This is a genomic window from Bradyrhizobium sp. ORS 375 (assembly GCF_000239775.1).
Lineage (GTDB): Bacteria > Pseudomonadota > Alphaproteobacteria > Rhizobiales > Xanthobacteraceae > Bradyrhizobium.
This window is the reverse complement of record NZ_CAFI01000001.1, coordinates 1-22437: the sequence shown is the minus strand read 5'-3', so window position 1 is coordinate 22437 and position 22437 is coordinate 1. Positions and strand designations below refer to the sequence as shown.

Below are 22437 nucleotides of genomic sequence, written 5' to 3'. Positions count from 1 at the left end.
GGCGCCGCCGAGGGCTCGGGCAGCCCCGGGGCAATCTCGGGGCTCGCCGCCGGGCGCGGCTGAATGAAGACGCTCGACCCCGGCCGTGAACCGGGCGGCGCGGCGGTACTCTCCAGCAGGATGCGGCGCGGCGACGACGGCGGCGGCGCGGAGAACGCCTCGCGCTGCGCGCTCGACAGGCCGCTCAGCCCGGTCGGCGGCGACTGGATCAGCTGCTTGATCTCGCGCAGCGGCAGCAGCACGCCGCCGAGGAAGACGACACCGAGGATCGAGACCGCCACGAAGGCGCGCACCAAACCCTTGCGCAGGCCAGCGGATCGCGTGCGCAGCGAATGCAGCCAGCCGGTCGGCGGTGCGTCCTCGCGATCATCCGCATGACCGTCGTCCCACCTGTCCTGCAAGACATCCACGAGCTCCGGCGCAGCGTAGGACGGCGTCGGCGCAACGATCGGCGGCGGCGCGGGCGCGGTCGCCGCTTCGGCCTCCGCCGTCTCCCACTCGGCGTCGAGCGACTGCTCGAGCGCGCCGCACATCATCAGCAGCAGGCCGCCCTGATCCTTGCCTGTCCCGCGCTCCTGCACCTCCGGACATTCGACCTGGTCCTCGATGCGCAGGAAACCCGGCGGGCGCATCGGACTGAGCGACACCTCCACGGTACGGCCGCAGCGCCGGCAGGCGACCGTGCGCTGCTCCATCGGCAGCGTGTCCTCGGCGAGCCTGGGCGCCCGCAGCCATTGCAACGCTGAACTTTCGCTCATGCCGTCCTCGCTCGGTGACGCCGCCAAATCGCCTACTGACCCCAGCTGGCGAAGGCATCCTTGAACACGCGCTCGCCCTCGGTTCCCTTTTCGATCGACAGCAGCGCCCGGCTGCCGCCCTCGTAGACGATCGGGATGTCGAACCACTGCTTGCCCTTGAGCAGCATCAGATTGCGCTTGGTGTCGATCTCATTGGCGGACAGCGCGACCATGAAGTATTTCGGCGTCACCTTGGCGGTCTGCGTAACCAGCGCCGTGCCGCGTTCCGCCTCCTCGCCCTTCAGGCCGATGCCGCGCATGCTCGACAGCCCGGTCACGCTCGGATCCGCCCAGTTGAACGTCAGCTCCATGACGTGGCTGGCCGGCAGCTCCAGCTCGGCGTTCCGTCGCAGCGAGAGCGTGACCTTGGCGCCGTTCTCGATCTCGATCTCCCCCTTGATCGAAGCCGACGCATCGGCCCGCGGCCCCTTGCTCTGCTCGAGCGACCACGTGACCTTGCCGGGGAAGCGCTTGCCCTTCGGGTCCTGCGGATCCTCGTGATACAGATAGGCCTGCGCCGGCGTGCTGACCGGCACGCTCATGCCGACCGTGGCGTGCTCATCCGCCGCCGCGGCGACCACCGGCTTGCCGTCCGGCATGATCCGCTCGGCATTCACCTTGCGCGGAGCGGGCTCGCTGGGCAGCGTCGACGCCGCGGTCGCATCGCTCAACGGTACCTGCAGCCATTGCGAGGCGCGCTCCCAGGACACGGCGGCGCCGACGACCGCAAGCAGGCCGGCCGCGGCAACCGCCATCACGCGCCGGCTCGGCAAGCGGCGGCGCGGCACGGTTGTCGGCTCCGCCGCCTTGAACGCCATCTCGACCAGCGAGGGATGGATCTTGGTCTCCTCCGCCTGCGCGGAGGGAGCAGTGGACATCACGACCTCGGCCGGTTCGGCCGGCTCGGCCTTGGCCGGCGGCGCCGGGACTGCGACCGGGACGATCTTGTCCTCGGCAGCGGCATGCGAACTCTGCTCCCGCCTCTCGATGACGACCGGCGGCGCTTCGGCGATGATGCTCGGCCGCGCGGACTGATCCGAGCTGGCAGGTTGCACGACCGCTGGCAGCTCCGGCAGCGGCGGGGGGAGAATCGGAGCAGCGGCCACCTCGACCGCGGGTGGACGCTCCGGACGCCGGCGCAGAACGCGAATCTCGGGCGATGCCTTCGTCGGCACGGCTGCACGGTTGTCGGGGCGTTGCGGATCGCGCGCGTCCATCGTGCTGGCGCCGGCGCCGGAACGACGGGCCATCGAGAGATATTTCGCGACCGTGGCGATCTCCTCCTCGAGCGTATTTGTCGTGCTCCGTGACGTTGGCTGCTTCGGTGCGGCGGCAGCCGTCCGTGCCGGCCGCGACGGCTCAGGCAGCTTGCTCCGACCCGGCTTGGTCGTTTCGGCAAGAACCGGCGCGGCAACCGACACCGCTTCGCCGCCGGCAGGCCGGGCACGCAGCTCGAGGATGCGATCGGGGAACAGGATCTCTGCGAAATCGCGCAGCGAGGCGTCGGGCCGCAGCAGCGGGCGCAGCGCCGGCGGAAGGCCGCGCGGAGCCTTGGCTTCGCCGCGGCCGGCTGCGTGAGGGCTGCCGCCGGTCCGGGCCGACAGATTGCGATCCTCGTCGCTGACCAGAACCTTGCGAGCGCGCAGCATCGCCGTCAGTTCGCGCAGATCGAAGCCCGATGCGTTGTCGACGACCAGGAGATCGAACGTGCCGATCCGCGCCGGCAAAAGCTCGGCCACGCGCCACGCCGGCATGATGTGACAGGGGACCTCCTCGAACCAGCCCTCGAGCGACTTGCGCGCAGCAAAGCGAAGACGGCGCGCCGTCGGGCCGGCGCATGCCGATGCCATCTTCTGCATCGTGTCCCTGAACCGCTTCAGCGACTGCCTCACGGCGCCACTCGCGTTCTGCGCGATTCCGAGCGACATGCGGGCGCTGATCACGGACTCGAACAGCGCCAGCGAGCGCTTCTCCAGGCGGGAGCGCTGTCCGGCCAGATCGTGCAGCAGCTGCCGCTCGTCAGGACTCTCGATCCGCATCAACACGGCCTCGTTCCAGGCCGTCAGCCAGTTCGCGAGCTCCGCGGTGTCATCTCCCGTAGGCTCGGATCGCAGCCGCTGCGCCAGATTCGGCGCGCCTGCGGCGGTCGCAAGCCGGCAGGCGGTCCTGATCAGCTGATAGTCCGCGCTGGCCGCGCGGATGGTCTCCATGTCGGCGAGAATGCCGCTCCAGCGCGCTTCGAGCTGCTGCGGCTGCGCCTCGGCATCGCCGACCTGCGACAGCACCTCGGCCTGGACGGAGGCTGCGAGCTCGCCCGCCCCGGCGAACAGCTCGCCGATCCTGGCGAGCTCGACCAGCGGTCCGGAAACGCGCTTCATGACGCTGCGAATGGCTGCAACGAATGCCGTCGGCCGCTGCACGCCGGCCAGCATCGCGCTGATGTCGCTCTCCGACATCGACAGCTTGCGGCAGGCGTCGGACACGTTGCGTACGGCGAGCGCAGCCGTCACGATCGCGGCTTCGACCCCCTTGACGATCCGCTCGATGTCGTCGAACGCCCGTGCAGATCCGAGCTGGATCGCCGGCGCGTCGATCTTGCTGGCAAGCGACGTCCATCGCGCACGCAGCGAGTGCAGTTCATGGCGCCACAGCAGGAAGCGCCCGACATACTGCCAGTCGGCCAGCGTCGACGGCGCAGTGCCATCGATGGTGATCGCGTCGACCGCAGCCTTCAAGCCGCGGCGTGACGGTGAGAAGCGCGCGAACGGCTTCTCACCCGCCCCCAGCCGTTCAACGACGCGGATCGCATCCCGCTTGGTGAAGGCCTCGACTGGCGCCTGCACCGGTCGCTTGGCGAACTCAGCGTTGCGCGACAGCTGGAAGGAGGCGTCGCGGGCCCAGGCCACGACCTTGTCGACATTCGACGGTGCATCGCTCTTTCCGGCCGCGAGCGGCGAGAGCCTGGCGAGCCAGGCTTCATCGGCGATGGCGCGATGGCCGGCGACCAGGGCGTCGAGATCGGACGCCAGGCGACCGATTGCATCGAGCCCGAAGGTCGCGATGGCATCGAGCGCCAGATCCTCGTCGCGGCTGGATTCCGAGGCGAGCCCCGCCTGTTCCCGCAGCTCCTCATGCAGGCGCAGAATCGTTGCCGCGTCGGGCAGCGCCGCCGCCTCCGGCAACTCGTCGTCGATGTGCTTGAGGCGCTCGCCGAGACGCAGCCGGGCTTCGCGAGCCTTGTCGACTGCGGCGACCATCGGATCTGCACCATCGAGCAGGTGCTTCGGACGATCGCTGAACCAGGCGTGGGACTCGTGCTCGCCGACCAGTCTGTCGAACAGTGCGGACGGCAGCTCCGGCAGACGACCGGAAAGCCTGAGATTGCGCCGGATGATCTCGACGATCTCATCATTGAGCGAGGCGATCTGCGACCGCTTCGAAATGATGTCGCGCTCGAGCCGTCCGATCTGGCCGACATGATCGCGCGGGCTCGCCGGCTCGACGATCGACTGCAGCCGGGTCGCCAAGACCTCGGCGTTTCTGAGAACGTTCTTGTCGGAGCCGGTCGAGCTGACGGTCAGCTCGCGAATGCCCGACGGCAGCTTGTCGTGCAGCAGCGCGAGCGCAGTCTCGTCCCTGGACACGACGAGAACGCGCCCGCCAAGCGCGAGCTGATGACAGACCACGTTCACCACGGCGGCGACCCGATCGTCGCGGTCGCCCGCTTGAACGATGAGACCGTCCGCGCGCGAGAGCTCGCGCACGATCTCGGCGTCCTCGACGGCGGCCGGCAACGGAAAGAACAGATCGCCGTGCTCGACAGCCACAGGCTTCGGTTCTGGCGCGATATCGATCGGACCGCCGACGATCCCTGAGAGATGCCGGCGCGCATTGCCGTGGCCTTTTCCGTCGGGCTGCGTCAGCAGCGCGCTCACGGCAGTCGACAGACAGCACTCCGTCTGTGGCGCATGCTCGATCGCCGTCTTGAGACGTTCGATGTCGCGCAGCGCGAGGCTCTCCGGCCGTCGCCGCGCGGACATCACCCAGCGGCCGGCGGCAATCTCCATGGCGCCGGCGTCCGCGCCGTCGGAGCCGCGCGCCGGCTGCACACCGGCTGCGCTCATGATCTGCTCGAGGCCGATCGGTGCGAAGGGTGACAACTCACCGCGCTGCTCGAGCGCCTCGATCAGGCGATCGGGTTTGTCGCGCAAGGCAAGCGCGACGTCCGGCGCTGTCGCGTCGAGCGCCCGCATGTTGACGGTTGCGCCGGCGAAACGCGGCCGGACCCTGATCTCGGCATCCGGCCGTTCGATGATCTCGATCTCGACCGGGCGCTCGAACAGCGGCAGCTCGACGTCGCGCCCGCCGTGCCGCACCGATGACAGCGCGATGCCCCACATGATCTCCAGCGCATGGTCGGCACGCGCCGCCGCAGCCATGTCGCGCAGGCAATGATGGATGGCCATGGTGCGCCGACGCAAGCGCTCGGTGTCGGCCCACGCCGTCCACACGCCGATCACATAGCGCTCGATGCGCTGCATGAGATCGGGCCGCTGCTCGAGGCGCAGCCGTCCGGTCCAGGCGCCGAGCGTCGCGGCCGGCGAGAAATCCTCGGGCCGCGCATGGCGGGCGAAGGTGAGGCGGTTCTTCTCGATCTCGTCGACGGTGACCTGAATGCTCTCGCGCGGCGATGGGCGCCGCTCCGGATCGGACGACAGCTCGACCCAGATGTCGAGATCGGCATCGATCGCCGGCGGCTCGCTCGCGGCGAGCGCCTCCACAGCGAGCCACACCGGCCCGTCGACATCGAAAGTGTTGAGCACGATGCCGGGAAGACTTTCCAACTCCGCCTGATCGAGCATGACGCCATGATCGTCGATTGCGAGATGATCCGACTGCCGCGCGGCTGGATGGCGGCCGGAGCGAATGATCTCGGTCAGGCTGCCGAGCACATTCTGCAGCGGCTCGCCGGCCGCGCCAGCGTCGAGCGCCTCGCCGGCGTGCGCATCCCAGGGTTCCAGCGCCGCCTCGCTCTCCGGCGCTGCGACACCTGACGTAGCCGGGGAGCCGAGCAGCCGCCTGCCATGATCGGCTGCTACGGAAGCGGTGCCGCGATCGATCGCTTTGGCCTCGTTGGGGCGAATGTGCACCGGGTGGCTCATCGTGCAGATCCCTCTCTCGGCTGGGCCGCAACTCCGGCTCGGGCTTGGCAGGAGGCTGACCGACGCGGATGGCCGTGCGCGTGATCACGGCGCGCCGGGCGATCGAAGAGTGGGTTCAGTCTGGACAAGCTTTCCTCGCTGCAACGTCGATGGAACAATCGACTCGTTGCGGAGGCGTATGGCGAAGGTAGGTCACATCAATGACCCGACAGGTAGAGGATTGTGACGATTCTCGATCCCATCGGGAAATCGGGAAAAACTCCCGCAGGCCCCGATGATCAAAATCACTCGTAACCGACGGCTACGGCTTGGCTTTTTGATCGGCGCGAGAGTCGTCCCGCTGGGCGCGAGCGCCCCGTGTGCAAATACGGTAGAAGCTGTCTAAGAATACTTCTAACGCTCAAGAAGAAATATGCCGACGTGCACCGGACACCTTCTCTCCACCGCGCAGCGAGGCTGCAGCCTATGTTCAGCCACGGCCGCGCCGCGGATGCGACCGGAGCACGCGAGCCCGGCGCCACAATCAGCCGCCCATTGCTCCACCGCAGCGCGGCAACTGCCCTCAGCGGGCGGCTGCTTGAAACGCTCGGAAAGCTGAAGTAGCTGTTTTTTGAATGACAACAACGTCGCCCGGACGTTCTCCGATCGGATGGGTCCTGCATGGTTTGGCATCCGATGAGAGCTGCGGCCGCATGCGGTGCAATCCTGTTCTTGCTGAGCGGTCCGTGCTGGACCGGGCCCGCGCGGGCGGAAACGGCGGGCCGTGAGCCGGCGACGGTCAAGCTTTCCGCAACGCAGCAGAAGCAGGTCGGACTCCAGACGGCGGTGCTATCGGCGGAATCGCATCCCGAGCAGTTTCGCGCCTATGGCACGGTGCTGGATGTCGCCAGGCTGACCGAGCTCACCAACAACTACGCCAACGCCCAGGCGCAGCTGCAGACGGCGCAGGCGAAACTGGATGTCGCCAGGCTGGCCTTCGAGCGCGCCCGCGATCTGGTGCAGTCCGCGGCGATGCCGCGCAAGGACGCCGAGGCCGCGGAGGGCACGTTCCGCACTGACCAGGCTGCGCTGGCGGCGGCAGAGTCGCAGGCGAAGACCCTGATGGCCACTGCGCGGCAGGAATGGGGCGCGGTGATCGGACGGGGCATCATCGAACGCTCGCCTCAGGTGGTGCAACTGATCGAACGCGAGCAGCTGCTGGTCCAGGTGACGCTGCCGCCGGGCGTGACCCTGGCCGAGCCGCCGCGCTCGGCACTGGCGCAGGCGCCGACCCGGAGCGCCAATATCGAGCTGCGCTACCTGTCGCCGGCGACACGGACCGACCCGCGCATCCAGGGCGTGAGCTACTACTTCGTCGCGGCCGGCGACAGTGGGCTGCTGCCCGGCATGAACACGACAGCGTACGTCCCGTCGGGCAAGTCCTATGAGGGCGTGTTCGTCGAGGACACCGCCATCGTGCAATGGCAGGGCCGCGCCTGGGTCTATCTGCGCGCCGGCCCGGAGACGTTCAAGCGGCATCCGATCCGCACCGACCAGCCGGTGTCCGACGACGACTATGTCGTGCAGGACATCCCACCCGGCTCCGAGATCGTGCTGCGTGGCGCACAGGTGCTGTTGTCGGAGGAGGCGAAGAGCGAGCTGCGCGGCGGCGGCGATGATGATTGACGGCGTTCGCCTGCCCGCGACGGGGCCGCAGGCCGCGCTGGTCTCGTTTGCGATCCGCTTTCGCGGCATGATGCTGGCGCTCGCCTGCACCATCCTCCTTCACGGCATGTTCTCGCTGGGCAGCGCCAACTACGCGGTGTTCCCTGAATTCGCGCCGCCGCAGGTGTCGATCCAGACGGAGGCGCCGGGGCTCAGTCCTGAGCAGGTCGAGGTGCTCGTCACTCAGCCGATCGAGACCTCGATCAACGGTCTTGCCGGCGTGGAGAGCATGCGCTCGTCATCGATCCAGGGCCTCTCCGTCGTCTCCGTCATCTTCCAGCCCGGCACCGACGTGTTCAGGGCGCGGCAACTGGTGACGGAGCGGCTCACCGTGGTCACGAACGGCCTGCCCCAGGGCGTCCGGGCGCCATCGATGACGCCGCTGGTGCCGGCGGCCGGCACGGTGCTGGCGATCGGCCTGACCTCCGAGCAGCGGTCTTTGATGGACCTGCGCACCATCGCCGACTGGACCGTGAGCCGGCGGCTGCTCGCCGTCCCCGGGGTCGCGCAGGTCACGACCTATGGCCGGGACGTGCGATCCCTGCAGGTGCAGGTGCGATCGGACGATCTGGTCCGCTTCGGCGTCGGCATGAACGACGTCGTGGCGGCGGCACGCAAGGCGACCGGGGTGCGGGGCGCTGGCTTCGTCGATACCGCCAATCAACGGGTCATCCTGCAGACGCAAGGCCAGTCGCTGACGCCGGAGCAACTGGCACGAACGGTGCTGCTGCATCAGGCAGGCACCAGCGTCGTGCTCGGCGATGTCGCGACGGTCGTCAACGCACCGGAGCCGCCGATCGGCGGCGCACTGATCGACGGCCAGCCCGGCGTGATGATGATGATCAGCCAGCAATACGGCGCCAACACGCGCAACGTCGCCGCGCGAGTGGAGGCGGCGTTGCAGGAGCTGCGGCCGGCGCTGGAGAGCGAGAAGGTGAGGCTGCACGCCGATCTGTTTCGTCCGGCGTCGTTCATCGATTCCGCGACGAGGAACGTGCTGTTCGCGCTGCTGATCGGCGGCGCGCTGGTCGTCATCGTGCTGTTCCTGTTCCTCTACGACTGGCGCACCTCGGTGATCAGTTGCACCGCGATCCCGCTGTCGCTGTTCTCGGCCGTGCTCGTGCTGCAATGGATGGGGCAGAGCCTGGACACGATGACGCTCGGCGGCCTGGCGATCGCGATCGGCGAGGTGGTCGATGATGCGGTGATCGGGGTCGAGAACGTCGTGCGACGGCTGCGCGAGAACCGCGTCCTGCCGTCGCCGCGCAGCGAAGCCCGCGTGGTCTACGACGCCATGCTCGAGGTCCGCAGCGCGGTGGCCTATGCCACTTTCGCCGTGCTGCTGGTGTTCATTCCGATCCTGGCGCTGCCGGGGCTCGCCGGCCGGCTGTTCGGCCCGCTCGGCATTGCCTACATCCTCGCCGTCGTGGCCTCGCTGATCGTGGCGCTGACCGTGACGCCGGCGCTGTCGATGATGCTGCTGGCCGGCCGCAAGCCGCGCGCGAGCCACGAGCCGCCGCTGGTACGCTGGTCGCGCCGCCATTACGAGCGCCTGCTGCGCCGGCTGAGCCGCTTTCCCAAGCTGGTGATGACAGCTGCGCTGCTCATCACGATCGGCGGCGCCGGCTTGCTACCGTTGTTCGGCGGCACCTTCCTGCCCGACCTCAAGGAGGGCCATCTGATCCTCCACGTCTCGACCTTGCCCGGCACCTCGCTCGATGAATCACTGCGGCTCGGCACCCTGATTGCGGCGGCGCTGCGCGAGGTGCCGGAGGTGCGCAGCGTCGCCCAGCATGCCGGCCGCGCCGAGGCCGGCGTCGATACCGCGGGCACGCATTCCAGCGAGATCGAGGTCGATCTGAAGCCCGGCCTGTCCGGCGACGAGCAGGAGCGCGCCGAGCAGCACATCCGCGCTGCGCTCGCCAACTTCGCCGGGATCAATCTGTCGATCAAGACGTACCTCACCGAGCGCATCGAGGAGACGCTGTCCGGCTTCAACGCCGCCGTCGTCATCAACGTGTTCGGTCCCGACCTCGATGATCTCGAGCGCGCGGCAAACGACATCGCGCGCGAGCTCGGCGAAGTCTGGGGCGCGATCGACATCCAGCAGCAATCGCCGCCGGGCATGCCGCAGGTCAACGTGACCCTGCGCCCCACCGATCTGCAGTCCTGGGGCCTCGATGCGGTGGAGGTGCTGGAGCTGATCCGCACCGCCTATCAGGGCGACGTCGTCGGCCAGGCCTATGAGGGCAACGTCGTCTTCAACGTCATCGTCAAGCTCGATCCCGACGCCAGCGCCCGACCGACCGAGATCGGCAACATGCCGATCAGGACACCGAGCGGCGCCTACATTCTGCTGAAGCAGGTCGCCGACGTCTATGGCACCGCCGGACGCTACGTTGTGCTCCACCGCAACGGCCAGCGCGTGCAGACCGTGACCGCCAATGTCAGCGAGCGCGATCTGGAATCCTTCGTCGCCGCGGCCAAGCGCAAGCTTGCCAAGGAGGTGAAGCTGCCTCCCGGCGCGCATATCGAGTTCACCGGCGCCGCGGAAGCGCAGGCCAAGTCACGGCGCGACCTGCTGGTGAACTCGCTGCTGGCGACGATCGGCATCGTACTGCTGCTGTCGCTCGTCACCGGCCATTGGCGCAACCTGGTGCTGGTGCTGATCAACCTGCCGTTCGCCTTCGTCGGCGGCGTCATCGCCGTCGCGCTCACGGGGAGCGTGCTGTCGCTGGGCTCGATGGTCGGCTTCGTCACGCTGTTCGGCATCGCGCTGCGCAACTCGATCCTGATGATCTCGCACTACGAGCATCTGGTCAGCAAGGAGGGACGCAGCTGGGGGCTGGAAACGGCGATCGCCGGCGCCGCCGACCGCCTGGTGCCGATCCTGATGACCTCGCTGGTGACCGGCCTCGGCCTGTTGCCGCTCGCGCTCGGCGCCGGCGAGCCCGGCCGCGAGATCGAGGGTCCGATGGCCATCGTCATCCTCGGCGGCCTGCTGACCTCGATGGCGCTGAACCTGCTGGTGCTGCCGACACTGGCGCTGCGCTTCGGACGCTTTGTCGCCGATACATCAAAGGCGCGCGACACAGGGGCCGCTATCGCCTGATCGACGGCGACGCTCTCCGCTCAGCCGAGCGAGCGCAGCCAGGCCAGCCGTGCAATCGCCTGCCCCGCGAGACGCTGCAACAGATCGAGCTGGCCCGGCTCCACCGCGCGCTCCGCCTGATCCAGATAGCCATCCGCGAGTGCCTCGGCGATGACTGGCGCGTCGGCCTGCGCGAGCGCAGCAGGCAGGCGGATCACGTCAGCTCCATCGGTCGCCATCGCCGCGGCTTCCCGCGCGAGCTCGCGCATGCGATCTGCTTGCGGGCCTTGGCGGCGAGAAGCCATCTCGCCGAGCAGCTCGGCGAGACGAAGTTCGAGCTGACCTGCTACGACAGGTTCGCCCGGCATCATCGTCGACGACGCGCGCTTGGCGTCGATCTCTCGATGATAGGCACGGCGCCGCTGCTTGCGCAGCGTCGCAACGTGACCGAGCTCCTCGCGCGCCATCGCCTCCGATGCTGTTCTGACATCCGCCTTGTCGCTATACGCCGCGAGGTAGGACCAGAACGCGAAGGCCCGCTCTTCGTTGCGCACCGCTATCGACAGCGCCCGGTAGGGCGTCATCAGGCGCGAGCGCTCGATCTCCGCGACGGCATCGGCATCGAAGGTCTCCGGCGCCTGCCAGCGCACCAGCGACGCATCCGGCGCGTGCCCGGTCCGCGCGTGTGACCACTTCACGACGCTGTCGACATGCTCGCGCTCGGCCACGGCCAGCTCGGTAAATACCTGCGCCAACTCGCCGCGGCCCTGGCGCTGCATCTCCTCGGCAAGCTCGGTGTAGCGATCAGCCGCCTCCTGTTCCATCGCGTTCGCGAGGGCGAACATCTCGTTCAGCGAATGCAGGTTTCCGGCCGGTTCCGATTTGAGCAGGAGCGTTCGTGACAACAGCATGATGGATCGGCCTCAAGTGCTTGTCCGGGTCTGTTTGATCCAGCGCAACGTTCGTCGGGCTGCGACCCACTAGACATCTGGCAACATCAGGAGTCAATTTAGGTTGGCTCGATCTGCTTCGGGGTCGCCAACGGCGACGATCCCTCCTTCCCAGACACAGTACTGATAGGAATACGCGTCCTTCGGGGGCGGCCCGTTCCGCTTGAGGTGATCAATGGTTGCGAGTGATGTCGCCACCGATCGAGGACGCATGGCTGCCGCCATCATGGCAGTCATCATCGCGCTCTGCGTGATCGCAGCGCCGCGCACGGCGCATGCTGCCGGCGATCTCGCGAACTATTTGTCGAAGGTCACGCCGGGCGAGGTCTTCCCCGAGGCGGATCGGTTCGGCGCGCCGCAAGGCGAGCCGCCGATTGCTCCCGTCTATCGCGGCGAACAGCTCAGGGGCTACGTCTATCTCAACTCCGATTTTGCCAATTCGGTCGGCTATTCCGGCAAGCCGATCCATATCCTGGTCGGCATCGATCCGAAGGGCGTCATCACCGGGCTGAAGCTGGTCGACCACAAGGAGCCGATCGTGCTGATCGGCATTCCCGAGCCGCGCATCGTCGCCGCGCTCAACGGCCTGCTCGGCAAGGACATGACGCCGATCGCGCAAGGCGCGGAGCACGCGCCGCAGGCCGACATTGTCTCCGGCGCGACCGTCACCGTGCTGGTGATGCATGACAGCATTGTGCGCGGCGCGATGCGCCTGATCCGCAGCGGCCGCATCGGCGCGAGCGGGGCAACTGCAGCGGCCGCCCAGCCGAGCGTGGTGAAGTCGATCGATCCCGACAAGGGCGAGATCCGCGACTGGTCGACCCTGCTCGGCGACGGCTCCGTGCGGCGGCTGCATCTGAGCATCGGCGACGTCAACGATGCGTTCGAGAAGTCGGGCAATGCAGCGGCCGCGCAGAATCCAGAGCCGGGCAGTGCCGACGACACCTTCATCGATCTCTATGTCGCGCTGGCCAGCGTGCCGACCATCGGCCGCAGCCTGCTCGGCGATGACGGCTATCAGCGGCTCAAGGCCCGGCTGCAGCCGGGCCAGCAGGCCATCATCGTCGCCGGTGACGGCGCCTATTCGTTCAAGGGCTCGGCCTATGTCCGCGGCGGCATCTTCGATCGCATCGAGGTGCTGCAGGAAGGCGCGAGCACGCGGTTCCGCGACAAGAACCACATGCGGCTCGGCAGCCTGGAGGCCGCAGGCGCCCCTGCCCTGCGCGAGATCGGATTGTTCGTCACGCCGCCCGAATTCACGCTCGACCCGACCGAGCCATGGCAACTGCAATTGCTGGTGCAGCGGACCACCGGCAACCGCGACAAGGCGTTCCTCACCTTCGACATCAACTACATCCTGCCCAACACCTACCTGAAGCGGGAGACGCGCGCCGCTGCCCCCGCGGCGAAGGCGCCTGCGGCTGCTCCTGCTCCGGCCACGACGACGCCAGCCCCAGCAGACGAGACGGAAGAGCCGCTCTGGATGCGCATCTGGCGCACGCAGACCGTCAACATCGGCATCACCGCCTTCGCCCTCGCCGTGCTCACCGGGATCTTCTTCTTCCAGAACGTGCTGGTGCGCCGTCCGCAGCTCTACACCTGGGTGCGGCGCGCTTATCTCTTGTTCGTTCTGGTGTGGCTCGGCTGGTACGCCAACGCGCAGCTCTCGGTCGTCAACGTCGTCACCTTCACCAATTCGCTGCTGACCGGCTTCCATTGGGAGTTCTTCCTCGCCGCGCCCTTGATCTTCATCCTGTGGGCCGCCACCGCCGCAGGCCTGCTCTTCTGGGGTCGCGGCCCGTTCTGCGGCTGGCTGTGTCCGTTCGGCGCGCTGCAGGAGCTGACCAATACGGTGGCGAAATGGCTGAAGGTGCCGCAGATCACCGTGCCCTGGGGCCTGCATGAGCGGCTCTGGCCGATCAAATACATCATTTTCCTCGGCCTGTTCGGCCTGTCGCTGTATTCGGTCGCGCTCGCCGAGCAGGTCGCCGAGGTCGAGCCGTTCAAGACCGCGATCATCCTGAAGTTCGCGCGCAGCTGGCCGTTCGTGCTCTACGCGGTCGCGCTGCTCGGCATCGGCCTGTTCATCGAGCGCTTCTTCTGCCGCTATCTCTGCCCGCTCGGCGCCGCGCTCGCGATTCCCGGCCGCATCCGCACCTTTGAATGGCTGCGCCGCTGGAAGGAATGCGGCTCGCCCTGCCAGCGCTGCGCCAAGGAATGTCCGGTGCAGTCGATCCATCCCGAGGGGCACATCAACGTCAATGAATGCATCTACTGCATGCATTGCCAGGAGCTCTATTACGACGACCACCGCTGCCCGCACATGATCCAGGTGCGGCTGAAGCGCGAGAAGTTCGAGGCGATGTCGTCACCGTCGATGCGCGCCGCAAAGACCGGCCCGAAGACGCTCATCACCCATGCCGGCCAGCCGCTGACGCCGCCGGCCGAGTCCCACGATCCCAATCGCCCATCATAAGGAGACCGCGATGGCGCACGACGACGACCAGACCAAACTCAGCCGCCGGCAGATCGTCGGCACGGCCGCGCTCGGCGCCGCCGGCGTGGCCGGCAGCATCGGCCTCGGCAAGAGCCTCGAGACCGCGCCGGCCGCAGCGCAGCCGCGCCCCGGGCAGAACAAGGCCGAGGTGGCGCCGGGGCAGCTCGACGAATACTACGTGTTCTTCTCCTCGGGCCAGACCGGCGAGCTGCGCATCGTCGGCATGCCCTCGATGCGCGAGCTGATGCGCATTCCGGTGTTCAACCGCTGCAGCGCCACCGGCTGGGGCCAGACCAACGAGAGCCGCAAGATCATGACCGAGGGGCTGCTGCCGGAGACGCGCGAGCGGCTCAAGGACAGGCTCGGCATCTGGATGAATGGCGACACCCACCATCCGCACATGTCGTTCACCAACGGCACCTATGACGGCCGCTACATCTTCATCAACGACAAGGCCAACACCCGGCTCGCCCGCATCCGCACCGACGTGATGAAGTGCGACAAGATCATCGAACTGCCGAACCAGTACACCATCCACGGCATGCGGCCGCAGAAGTTCCCGCGCACCGGCTATCTGTTCTGCAACGGCGAATATGAGGTGCCGCTGCCGAACGACGGCAAGGTGCTCAACGACAAGTCGAAATACTGGTCGATCTTCTCGGCGGTTGACGGCGACACGATGAAGGTCGCCTGGCAGGTGATCGTCGACGGCAACCTCGACAACACCGATTGCGACTACCAGGGCAAATACGCCTTTGCGACCTGCTACAATTCCGAGAAGGGCGTGACGCTGGCCGAGATGACGGCGAGCGAGCAGGACTGGGTGACGATCTTCAACATCAAGCGCATCGAGGAAGCCGTCAAGAAGGGCGACTTCAAGGAGATGAACGGCGTTCCCGTCATCGACGGCCGCAAGGGCTCGCCCTACACCCGCTATGTGCCGGTCTCCAACAGCCCGCATGGTCTCAATACGTGCCCGGACGGCATCCATGTCGTCGCCAACGGCAAGCTGGCGCCGACTGTGACCGTGATCGACGTCCGCCTGATCGACGGCCTGTTCGACGACAAGATCAAGCCGCGCGACATCGTCGTCGCGGAACCGGAGCTCGGACTTGGGCCGTTGCACACCGCCTTCGACGGCCGTGGCAACGCCTACACCACGCTGTTCCTCGACAGCCAGGTCTGCAAATGGAGCATCGACCTCGCCAAGCGCGCCTTCAAGGGCGAGAAGGTCAATCCGATCATCCAGAAGCTCGATGTCCAGTATCAGCCGGGCCATAACCATTCGTCGATGGGCGAGACCCGCGAGGCCGACGGCAAATGGCTGCTGTCGCTGAACAAGTTCTCTAAGGACCGCTTCCTCAACGTCGGCCCGTTGAAGCCCGAGAACGATCAGCTGATCGACATCTCCGGCGACAAGATGGAGCTGGTGCATGACGGCCCGAGCTTCGCCGAGCCGCATGACGCCGTGATCGTCCACCGCTCCAAGCTCGAGGGCCGCGTGACCTCGATCTGGAAGCGCGACGATCCGTTCTTCGCCGACGCCCGCAAGCAGGCGGCGGCCGACGGCGTCACCTTGGAGAGCGACGGCAAGGTGATCCGCGACGGCAACAAGGTGCGCGTCTACATGTGGTCCAGCGCGCCTGCCTATGCGCTCGAGAAGTTCGAGGTCAAGCAGGGCGACGAGGTGACGGTCTATGTCACCAACATCGATGACGTCGAGGACCTCGTGCACGGCTTCTGCATCGTCAACTACGGCGTCAACATGGAGATCGATCCGCAGCAGACCTCGTCGGTGACGTTCATCGCCGACAAGCCCGGTGTGTACTGGTACTTCTGCACGTGGTTCTGCCACGCCATGCACATGGAAATGCGCGGCCGCATGCTGGTCTCGCCGCGGAACGCCTGACGATGCGGCGGCTGCGCCATATCACGACATGGGGGCTGGCGGCGCTTATCGCCGCCGGCCTCAACTTGCATGCTCGCGCAGCGACGCTGCAGGTCACAGCGGATACCGATGACCTGCAAAGCGTGCTCGATCGTGCCGCCGATGGCGACGAGATCTCGCTGTCCGATGGGACCTATCACGGGCCCCTGCGCGTCACGCACAGCATCACCCTGACCGGCTCGCCGGGGACGACCATCACGGCCGACGGCCAGGGCAGCGTCATCACCGTGACGGCGCCAGGCACCGTGATTCGTGGCCTGACCATCCGCGGCTCCGGTCCCTCGCTGGAGCAGATGGATTCCGGCGTGTTCGTCGAGCAGGCCGCGCACGACACACTGATCGAGAACAATCACATCGACGGCAATCTGTTCGGCGTCTACCTGCATGGCGCGGCCAACACACTGGTACGGCACAACAGCATTATCGGCCTGCGCGCGACGCATCCCGGCAGCACCGGCAATGGCGTGTCGGTGTGGAACGCGCCGGGCGCCAAGGTGATCGACAACGACATCCGCTACGGCCGCGACGGCGTGTTCGCCATCACCAGCCGCAACAATGTCTTCAGCCGCAATCGCTTCAGCGACCTGCGCTTCGCGGTCCACTACATGTACGCCAATGACGGCGAGATCACCGGCAACGTCTCGACCCGCAACATCATCGGTTACGCGATGATGTTCTCCAAGAACCTCGTGGTGAAGGACAACGTGTCCGACCACGACCGCGATCGCGGCATGCTGTTCAACGCCACCAACGGCTCGCAGATCTCCGGCAACAGCGTCATCGGCGGGCTACAGCCGGCCGAGCGCTGGGCCACCGCCGAGAATCGCGGCGCCGACGAAGGCGTGCCGCAGACCGAGGCGCGTGCGGCCGCGCCGGCCGGCGGCCTTCGCCCGGGTCCGGAGAAATGCGTGTTCGTCTACAACACCAACAACAACCGCATCACCGACAACTGGTTCGAGGGCTGCGAGATCGGCGTGCACTTCACCGCCGGCTCCGAGGGCAACGACATCAGGGGCAATGCCTTCGTCAACAATGCCAGCCAGATCAAATATGTCGGCACCCGCCATCTCGACTGGTCGAAGAACGGCCGCGGCAACTACTGGAGCGACAATCCCGGCTTCGACCTCAATGGCGACGGCGTCGCGGATACGGCCTATCGGCCGAACGACCTGATCGACCGCGTGTTGTGGACAGCGCCCGCCGCCAAGGTGCTGATCAACAGCCCGGCCGTGCAGGTGATCCGCTGGGCGCAGGCGCAATTCCCGGCCCTGCTGCCCGGCGGCGTCGTCGACAGCCATCCGCTGATGTCGCCGCCCGTGCACCGCACCGCTGCTGGGAGCACCACACCATGAGCGCGACCGTTCACATCGCCGATGTCGTGAAGCACTACGGCAAGGTCGAGGCCGTGAAGGGCGTGTCGTTCGATCTCGCTGAAGGCGAGATGGTGGCGCTGATCGGCCACAACGGCGCCGGCAAGACCACGCTGATGAAGATGATGCTCGGCCTGATCCGACCGACCCGCGGCACGATCGCCGTGCTCGGCGAGAATCCCGGCGCCGGCGAGTTCTCCGCGCGGCGCCAGCTCGGCTATCTGCCGGAGAACGTCGCCTTCGACGCCGCGCTCACCGGCCGCGAGACGCAGGCGTTCTGTGCGCGGCTCAAGGGTGAGCCGGTGAAGCATGCGCTGGCACTGCTCGACGTCGTCGGCCTTGGCGAAGCCGCCAAGCGCCGCGTCAACACCTATTCGAAAGGCATGCGCCAGCGCCTCGGCCTGGCGCAGGCGCTGATCGGCCGGCCGCGCGTGCTGCTACTCGACGAACCGACCACCGGTCTCGACCCGGAGCTGCGCCAGACCTTCTATGAGGTCATCCAGAGACTCGCGGCCGATGGCACCACGGTGCTGTTGTCCTCGCACGCGCTGACCGAGCTGGAGGAGCGCGCCGGCCGCGTCATCATCATGAACCGCGGCCTCAAGGTCGCCGACGGCACGCTCGACGAGTTGCGCCGCCTCGCGCGGCTGCCAACGCGGATCCGGATCAAGGTTGCCGACCTGCCGCCGTCGGGCGCCCCGGCCTGGCTTCCGGCCACCACGTCCTATCGCCGGATCAACGGCCACATCGTCGAGATCGACGCCGCGCCGGACGAGAAGATCGATTTGCTCCGCCGCGCGACCGCCGACGGCAACAGCGTACAGGATCTCGAGCTCATTCCTCCCAACCTCGACGAGCTCTACGCGCATTTCCTGCGCCACGCGGAGCGCCCGCAATGACCAGTCTGATCACCATTGCCGCCAAGGAGATTCAGCAGGCGATCCGCAATCGCTGGGTGCTCGCCGCGACCCTGCTGCTCGCGGGTCTCGCGCTGTCGCTCACCTTTTTAGGCAGCGCGCCGACCGGCACCGTCGGCGCCCGTGCGCTCGATGTCGTCATCGTCAGCCTGTCGAGCCTGACGATCTTCCTGATCCCGCTGATCGCGCTCCTGATCGCGCATGACGCCGTCGTCGGTGACATGGAGCGCGGCACCATGCTGCTGCTGCTGAGCTACCCCGTGGCACGCTGGCAGGTGCTGCTCGGCAAATTCCTCGGCCATCTCGCGGTGCTCGCCTTCGCCACCTGTCTCGGCTATGGCGCCGCCGCCGTGGCGCTGCTGATCACCGGCAGCAGCTTCGACGCTGAGGGACTCGCCGCCTTCGCCGCGATGATCGGCTCGTCCGTGCTGCTCGGCGCTGTCTTTGTCGCGATCGGCTATCTCGTCAGCGCCGTCGTGCGCGACCGCGGCACCGCCGCGGGGCTCTGCATCGGCCTGTGGCTGCTGCTGGTGCTGATCTACGACATGGCGCTGCTCGGCCTCCTCGTGCTGGACCAGGGCCGCAACATCTCCGGCGGCGTGCTGAGCGCGCTGCTGCTGCTCAACCCGGCCGATGCCTACCGGCTGTTCAACCTCACCGGCTTCGCCAATGTCAGCCTGTTCTCCGGCATGGCCGGGCTCGCCGCCTCGAGCACGCTGTCGGTGCAGGCGCTGCTGACGGCGCTCGTGCTGTGGACCGTGATCCCCCTCGCCGGCGCCACGCTGGCCTTCTCCCGGAGGGAGCTATGAAACGCCTCGCTCTTGCCTGCGCGCTCGTCACCGCTTTCGCGCTTGCCGGCTGCAACGACAAGCAGGCCGCCACCCCGCCGCCGCCGATCAAGCTCACCCAGCAGGCGATCGGACATTACTGCGGCATGAACCTGCTCGAACATTCCGGCCCCAAAGGACAGATCTTTGCCGCCAGCCTGATCGAGCCGGTGTGGTTCTCCTCCGCGCGCGACGCCATCGCCTTCACGATGCTGCCCGATGAGCCGAAGGACATCCAGGCGATCTACGTCTCCGACATGGGCAAGGCCGCGAGCTGGGACAATCCCGGCCCCGACAACTGGATCGAGGCCCGCAGGGCGCTGTTCGTGATCGGCAGCCGGCTCAAGAGCGGCATGGGCAGCGACGAAGCGGTGCCGTTCTCGGAGCGATCAGCCGCCGAGCGCTTTGCCGCCGAGCATGGCGGCCGCGTCGTCAGCTTCAGCGAGGTGCCGCGCGACTACGTGCTGAGCTCGGCGGAGGACAGCGCCAGCGCGACCGAGCCGGACGCTGGGAAAACGAATTGAGGTGCCCGTCATGACCCATCACCTCTCGCGCCGACGCTTTATCCAGATCAGCGCTGCGGTTGCCGGGCTGTCGATCGCTCCGCTCGGTACGCCGCGCGCGAAGGCCGACCCCGGGCTGGTCGAATGGCGCGGCACCTTGCTCGGCGCCGTCGCGACCATCAAGCTGCACCATCCCGACCGGCGCGAGGCGGAGCGACTGATCGCGCTGTCGATCACCGAAGCGCGCCGGCTGGAACGGCTATTCAGCCTGTACCTGACGGACTCGGCCTTGGTCGCGTTGAATCGCGCCGGCGTGCTGCTCGACCCCGCGCCGGAGCTGGTTGACATCCTCTCGCTTTCGCAACGCTACGCGGAGCTGACCGACGGCCGGTTCGATCCAACTGTCCAGCCACTCTGGACGCTGTACGCCGATCACTTTTCTCGTCCCGATGCCGACCCCAGCGGCCCGCCGCCGACGAACGTGCGCGAGGTACTGGCGCGCGTCGGCTACGGCAAGCTTTCGATCAGCCGCGATCGCATCGTCATGCCCCGTGGCACGACCCTCACCCTGAACGGCATCGCGCAAGGCTATGTCACCGACAAGATCGTCGATCTCCTGCGAAGCCAGGGCGTACAGCAGAGCCTCGTCGATATGGGTGAAGCGCGCGCGATCGGGCCACGTCCGGACGGACAGCCGTGGGAGATCGCGATCGAGGATCCCGAGCACACGGGACGCATTGCGGCGATGCTTCCGATCGTTGACCGCGCCGTATCGACGTCGGGCGCCTACGGCCTCCGCTTCGATCCGCAAGGGCGCTTCAACCATCTGTTCGATCCGCACAGCGGCGGCTGCGCGCAGCGCTACCGCAGCGTCACGACGGTCGCGCAGAACGCCACCACGGCGGACGCGTTGTCTACCGCCTTCAGCCTGATGTCGCCATCCGAGATCCACGCCGTGCTGCCGCGCTCAGGGATCGAACGCGTTCACCTGATCGACGCGATCGGAGCGGCGGTGGACCTCGTCGCCTGAGCGCATCCATCGCGCAAATTTGACTGCGCTGCCGCCGGGGCGTTCTCCTTGAAATCAGCGGCTGTTCTGGTTGAGGTCTCACCGTCTCGACCGGTGTCATGCTCCGCGGAGACGGAGCATCAGTACTCCGCGGCAGACGTGACTGAACCGAGATGTCACGGCGTACTGGATCGTCCGCTTTCGCGGCGATGACGGCGGGGTCTGCATCTTCAGATCAATGTGGGGCTTCGAAGCACTGGCTCAGATTTCGCGCCGTCGCGTCTTCGTGGCGGGACAAAGCGGCGCGTGCGGCGCACATTTTGGCTCCCCTGGCCTTCGAGATTGGAACCCGTGGCTCACGCCGCGTGCTTGTTAGTTCGATCTCGAACATGAATTCTCGTTAAACTGGCAACGTTTGCCGTCACGGCACGTTTGATCGACAGCAGCAACGCCGCTCTCCCGCCATGTCCGATCGAGGATCACGTCCATGAACGTCAGCGAATTCGTTTGGCACCGCTTGTCCGAATGGGGTCTCCACCGCGTCTATGGATATCCCGGCGACGGTGTCGGCGGACTGGACGCGGCGCTCGACAAGGCACAGGAGACCATGAGCTACGTCCAGGTGCGGCACGAGGAGATGGCCGCGTTCATGGCCTCGGCGCATGCCAAGTTCACCGGACAAGTCGGGCTCTGCTACGCGACATCCGGGCCGGGTGCGATCCACCTGTTGAACGGGCTCTATGATGCGAAGATGGATCACGTCCCCGTGGTCGCACTGGTCGGCCAGGCCGCGCGGGCCTCGATCGGCGCCAGCTATCAGCAGGAGGTCGATCTCAAGACGCTGTTCAAGGATGTCGCCGAGTATGTGGAACAGGCGACCGTGCCGGAGCAGGTCCGCCATCTCGTCGATCGCGCCGTCCGCATCGCGCATACCAGGCGCGCGGTGACCTGCATCATCCTGCCAAAGGACCTGCAGGAGATGGACTATGAGGATCCGCCGCTTACGCATGGGACCACCCACACTGGCCTCGGCTATGCGGGGCCAGCGCAGGTTCCGGACAGCGCTCAGCTGCGCGCGGCGGCCGAGGTGCTGAACAGCGGCCGCAAGGTCGCGATGCTCATCGGCGCCGGCGCGCTCGGCGCGACCGATGACGTCATCGCCGTAGCCGAGCGGCTGCAGGCCGGCGTTGCGAAAGCGCTGCTCGGCAAGGCCGCGCTGCCCGACGATCTACCGTTCGTGACCGGCTCGATCGGCCTGCTCGGCACCGAGCCGAGCTGGGACATGATGAAGTCGTGCGACACCTTCCTGATGGTCGGCTCCGCGTTCCCCTACAGCGAGTTCCTGCCGAAGCCCGGCGACGCGCGCGGCGTGCAGATCGATATCGACGGCACAAGGCTCAGCCTGCGCTATCCGATGGAGGTCAATCTCGTCGGCGACAGCGCGGCGACATTGCGCGCATTGCTGCCGCTGCTGGAGCAGAAGCAGAAGGACAGCTGGCGCAGCGGCATCGAGGACGGCGTCCGCGACTGGTGGAAGAAGTTGGAGCGGCGCGCGATGGATTCCGCCGATCCGCTCAACCCGCAGCGCGTGTTCTGGGAGCTGTCGCCGCGGCTGCCGGACAACGCGATCATCACCGCCGATTCCGGCTCGGCCGCCAACCT

At 67.2% G+C, this 22437-nt stretch carries 12 protein-coding genes and 1 pseudogene; 10 read left to right on the top strand and 3 right to left on the bottom strand.

Annotated features, from left to right (window positions below; translation table 11 throughout):
- Together BRAO375_RS00065 and BRAO375_RS00060 are read right to left on the bottom strand one after the other, a co-directional pair.
- Positions 1-758 (bottom strand): annotated as a pseudogene (locus BRAO375_RS00065) (formylglycine-generating enzyme family protein); the annotation flags it as partial.
- Between the two features lie 32 nt (positions 759-790).
- Entirely contained in the window at positions 791-5959 is a 5169-nt protein-coding gene (locus tag BRAO375_RS00060; protein ID WP_009025399.1) for a DEAD/DEAH box helicase family protein, read from the bottom strand.
- Positions 5960-6619: 660 nt separating this feature from the next.
- Between BRAO375_RS00060 and BRAO375_RS00055 the strand changes: the two genes are divergently transcribed.
- A complete protein-coding gene (locus tag BRAO375_RS00055; protein WP_009025398.1) occupies positions 6620-7624 on the top strand; it encodes an efflux RND transporter periplasmic adaptor subunit in 1005 nt (334 codons plus the stop codon).
- Entirely contained in the window at positions 7617-10775 is a 3159-nt protein-coding gene (locus BRAO375_RS00050) for an efflux RND transporter permease subunit (protein WP_009025397.1), read from the top strand. The genes BRAO375_RS00055 and BRAO375_RS00050 overlap by 8 nt, the downstream gene beginning before the upstream one ends.
- 20 nt (positions 10776-10795) lie before the next feature.
- On the opposite strand, the gene BRAO375_RS00045 is transcribed toward BRAO375_RS00050, so the two are convergent.
- Complete coding sequence (locus tag BRAO375_RS00045; protein ID WP_009025396.1) at positions 10796-11665, bottom strand: ferritin-like domain-containing protein; 870 nt, start codon at positions 11663-11665, stop codon at positions 10796-10798.
- 250 nt (positions 11666-11915) lie between these two features.
- Between BRAO375_RS00045 and BRAO375_RS00040 the strand changes: the two genes are divergently transcribed.
- From BRAO375_RS00040 to BRAO375_RS00005, 8 genes are all read left to right on the top strand, one after another.
- Positions 11916-14180: a NosR/NirI family protein gene (locus BRAO375_RS00040; RefSeq protein ID WP_009025395.1), complete on the top strand. Its 2265-nt coding sequence runs from the start codon at positions 11916-11918 to the stop codon at positions 14178-14180.
- Between the two features lie 10 nt (positions 14181-14190).
- On the top strand, positions 14191-16110 hold the full coding sequence (gene nosZ, locus BRAO375_RS00035; protein WP_009025394.1) for a TAT-dependent nitrous-oxide reductase: 1920 nt from the start codon (positions 14191-14193) through the stop codon (positions 16108-16110).
- 2 nt (positions 16111-16112) lie between these two features.
- Positions 16113-17501 (top strand): nitrous oxide reductase family maturation protein NosD, encoded by a 1389-nt coding sequence (locus BRAO375_RS00030; protein ID WP_009025393.1) that lies wholly within the window; start codon positions 16113-16115, stop codon positions 17499-17501.
- On the top strand, positions 17498-18418 hold the full coding sequence (locus BRAO375_RS00025; protein ID WP_009025392.1) for an ABC transporter ATP-binding protein: 921 nt from the start codon (positions 17498-17500) through the stop codon (positions 18416-18418). Before BRAO375_RS00030 ends, BRAO375_RS00025 begins: the two co-directional genes overlap by 4 nt.
- Positions 18415-19245, top strand: coding sequence for a DUF2705 family protein (locus BRAO375_RS00020; protein WP_009025391.1), 831 nt, complete (start codon positions 18415-18417; stop codon positions 19243-19245). Before BRAO375_RS00025 ends, BRAO375_RS00020 begins: the two co-directional genes overlap by 4 nt.
- Positions 19242-19787: a nitrous oxide reductase accessory protein NosL gene (locus BRAO375_RS00015; RefSeq protein WP_009025390.1), complete on the top strand. Its 546-nt coding sequence runs from the start codon at positions 19242-19244 to the stop codon at positions 19785-19787. The genes BRAO375_RS00020 and BRAO375_RS00015 overlap by 4 nt, the downstream gene beginning before the upstream one ends.
- 10 nt (positions 19788-19797) lie before the next feature.
- Positions 19798-20796, top strand: a complete 999-nt coding sequence (locus BRAO375_RS00010; protein WP_009025389.1) for an FAD:protein FMN transferase — start codon at positions 19798-19800, stop codon at positions 20794-20796.
- A gap of 466 nt (positions 20797-21262) precedes the next feature.
- Positions 21263-22437 (top strand): thiamine pyrophosphate-binding protein (locus BRAO375_RS00005; protein WP_035638070.1); only part of this gene is annotated, 1175 nt, incomplete at its 3' end.

What these genes read in the sequence shown, in the direction of transcription:
- BRAO375_RS00050 (WP_009025397.1), top strand. Translation starts at nt 7,617, where the DNA reads ATGATTGACGGCGTTCGCCTGCCCGCGACGGGGCCGCAGGCCGCGCTG.
- BRAO375_RS00015 (WP_009025390.1), top strand. Translation starts at nt 19,242, where the DNA reads ATGAAACGCCTCGCTCTTGCCTGCGCGCTCGTCACCGCTTTCGCGCTT.
- BRAO375_RS00040 (WP_009025395.1), top strand. Translation starts at nt 11,916, where the DNA reads ATGGCTGCCGCCATCATGGCAGTCATCATCGCGCTCTGCGTGATCGCA.
- BRAO375_RS00010 (WP_009025389.1), top strand. Translation starts at nt 19,798, where the DNA reads ATGACCCATCACCTCTCGCGCCGACGCTTTATCCAGATCAGCGCTGCG.
- BRAO375_RS00020 (WP_009025391.1), top strand. Translation starts at nt 18,415, where the DNA reads ATGACCAGTCTGATCACCATTGCCGCCAAGGAGATTCAGCAGGCGATC.
- BRAO375_RS00025 (WP_009025392.1), top strand. Translation starts at nt 17,498, where the DNA reads ATGAGCGCGACCGTTCACATCGCCGATGTCGTGAAGCACTACGGCAAG.
- nosZ (WP_009025394.1), top strand. Translation starts at nt 14,191, where the DNA reads ATGGCGCACGACGACGACCAGACCAAACTCAGCCGCCGGCAGATCGTC.
- BRAO375_RS00060 (WP_009025399.1), bottom strand. Translation starts at nt 5,959, where the DNA reads ATGAGCCACCCGGTGCACATTCGCCCCAACGAGGCCAAAGCGATCGAT.
- BRAO375_RS00055 (WP_009025398.1), top strand. Translation starts at nt 6,620, where the DNA reads ATGGTTTGGCATCCGATGAGAGCTGCGGCCGCATGCGGTGCAATCCTG.
- BRAO375_RS00045 (WP_009025396.1), bottom strand. Translation starts at nt 11,665, where the DNA reads ATGCTGTTGTCACGAACGCTCCTGCTCAAATCGGAACCGGCCGGAAAC.
- BRAO375_RS00030 (WP_009025393.1), top strand. Translation starts at nt 16,113, where the DNA reads ATGCGGCGGCTGCGCCATATCACGACATGGGGGCTGGCGGCGCTTATC.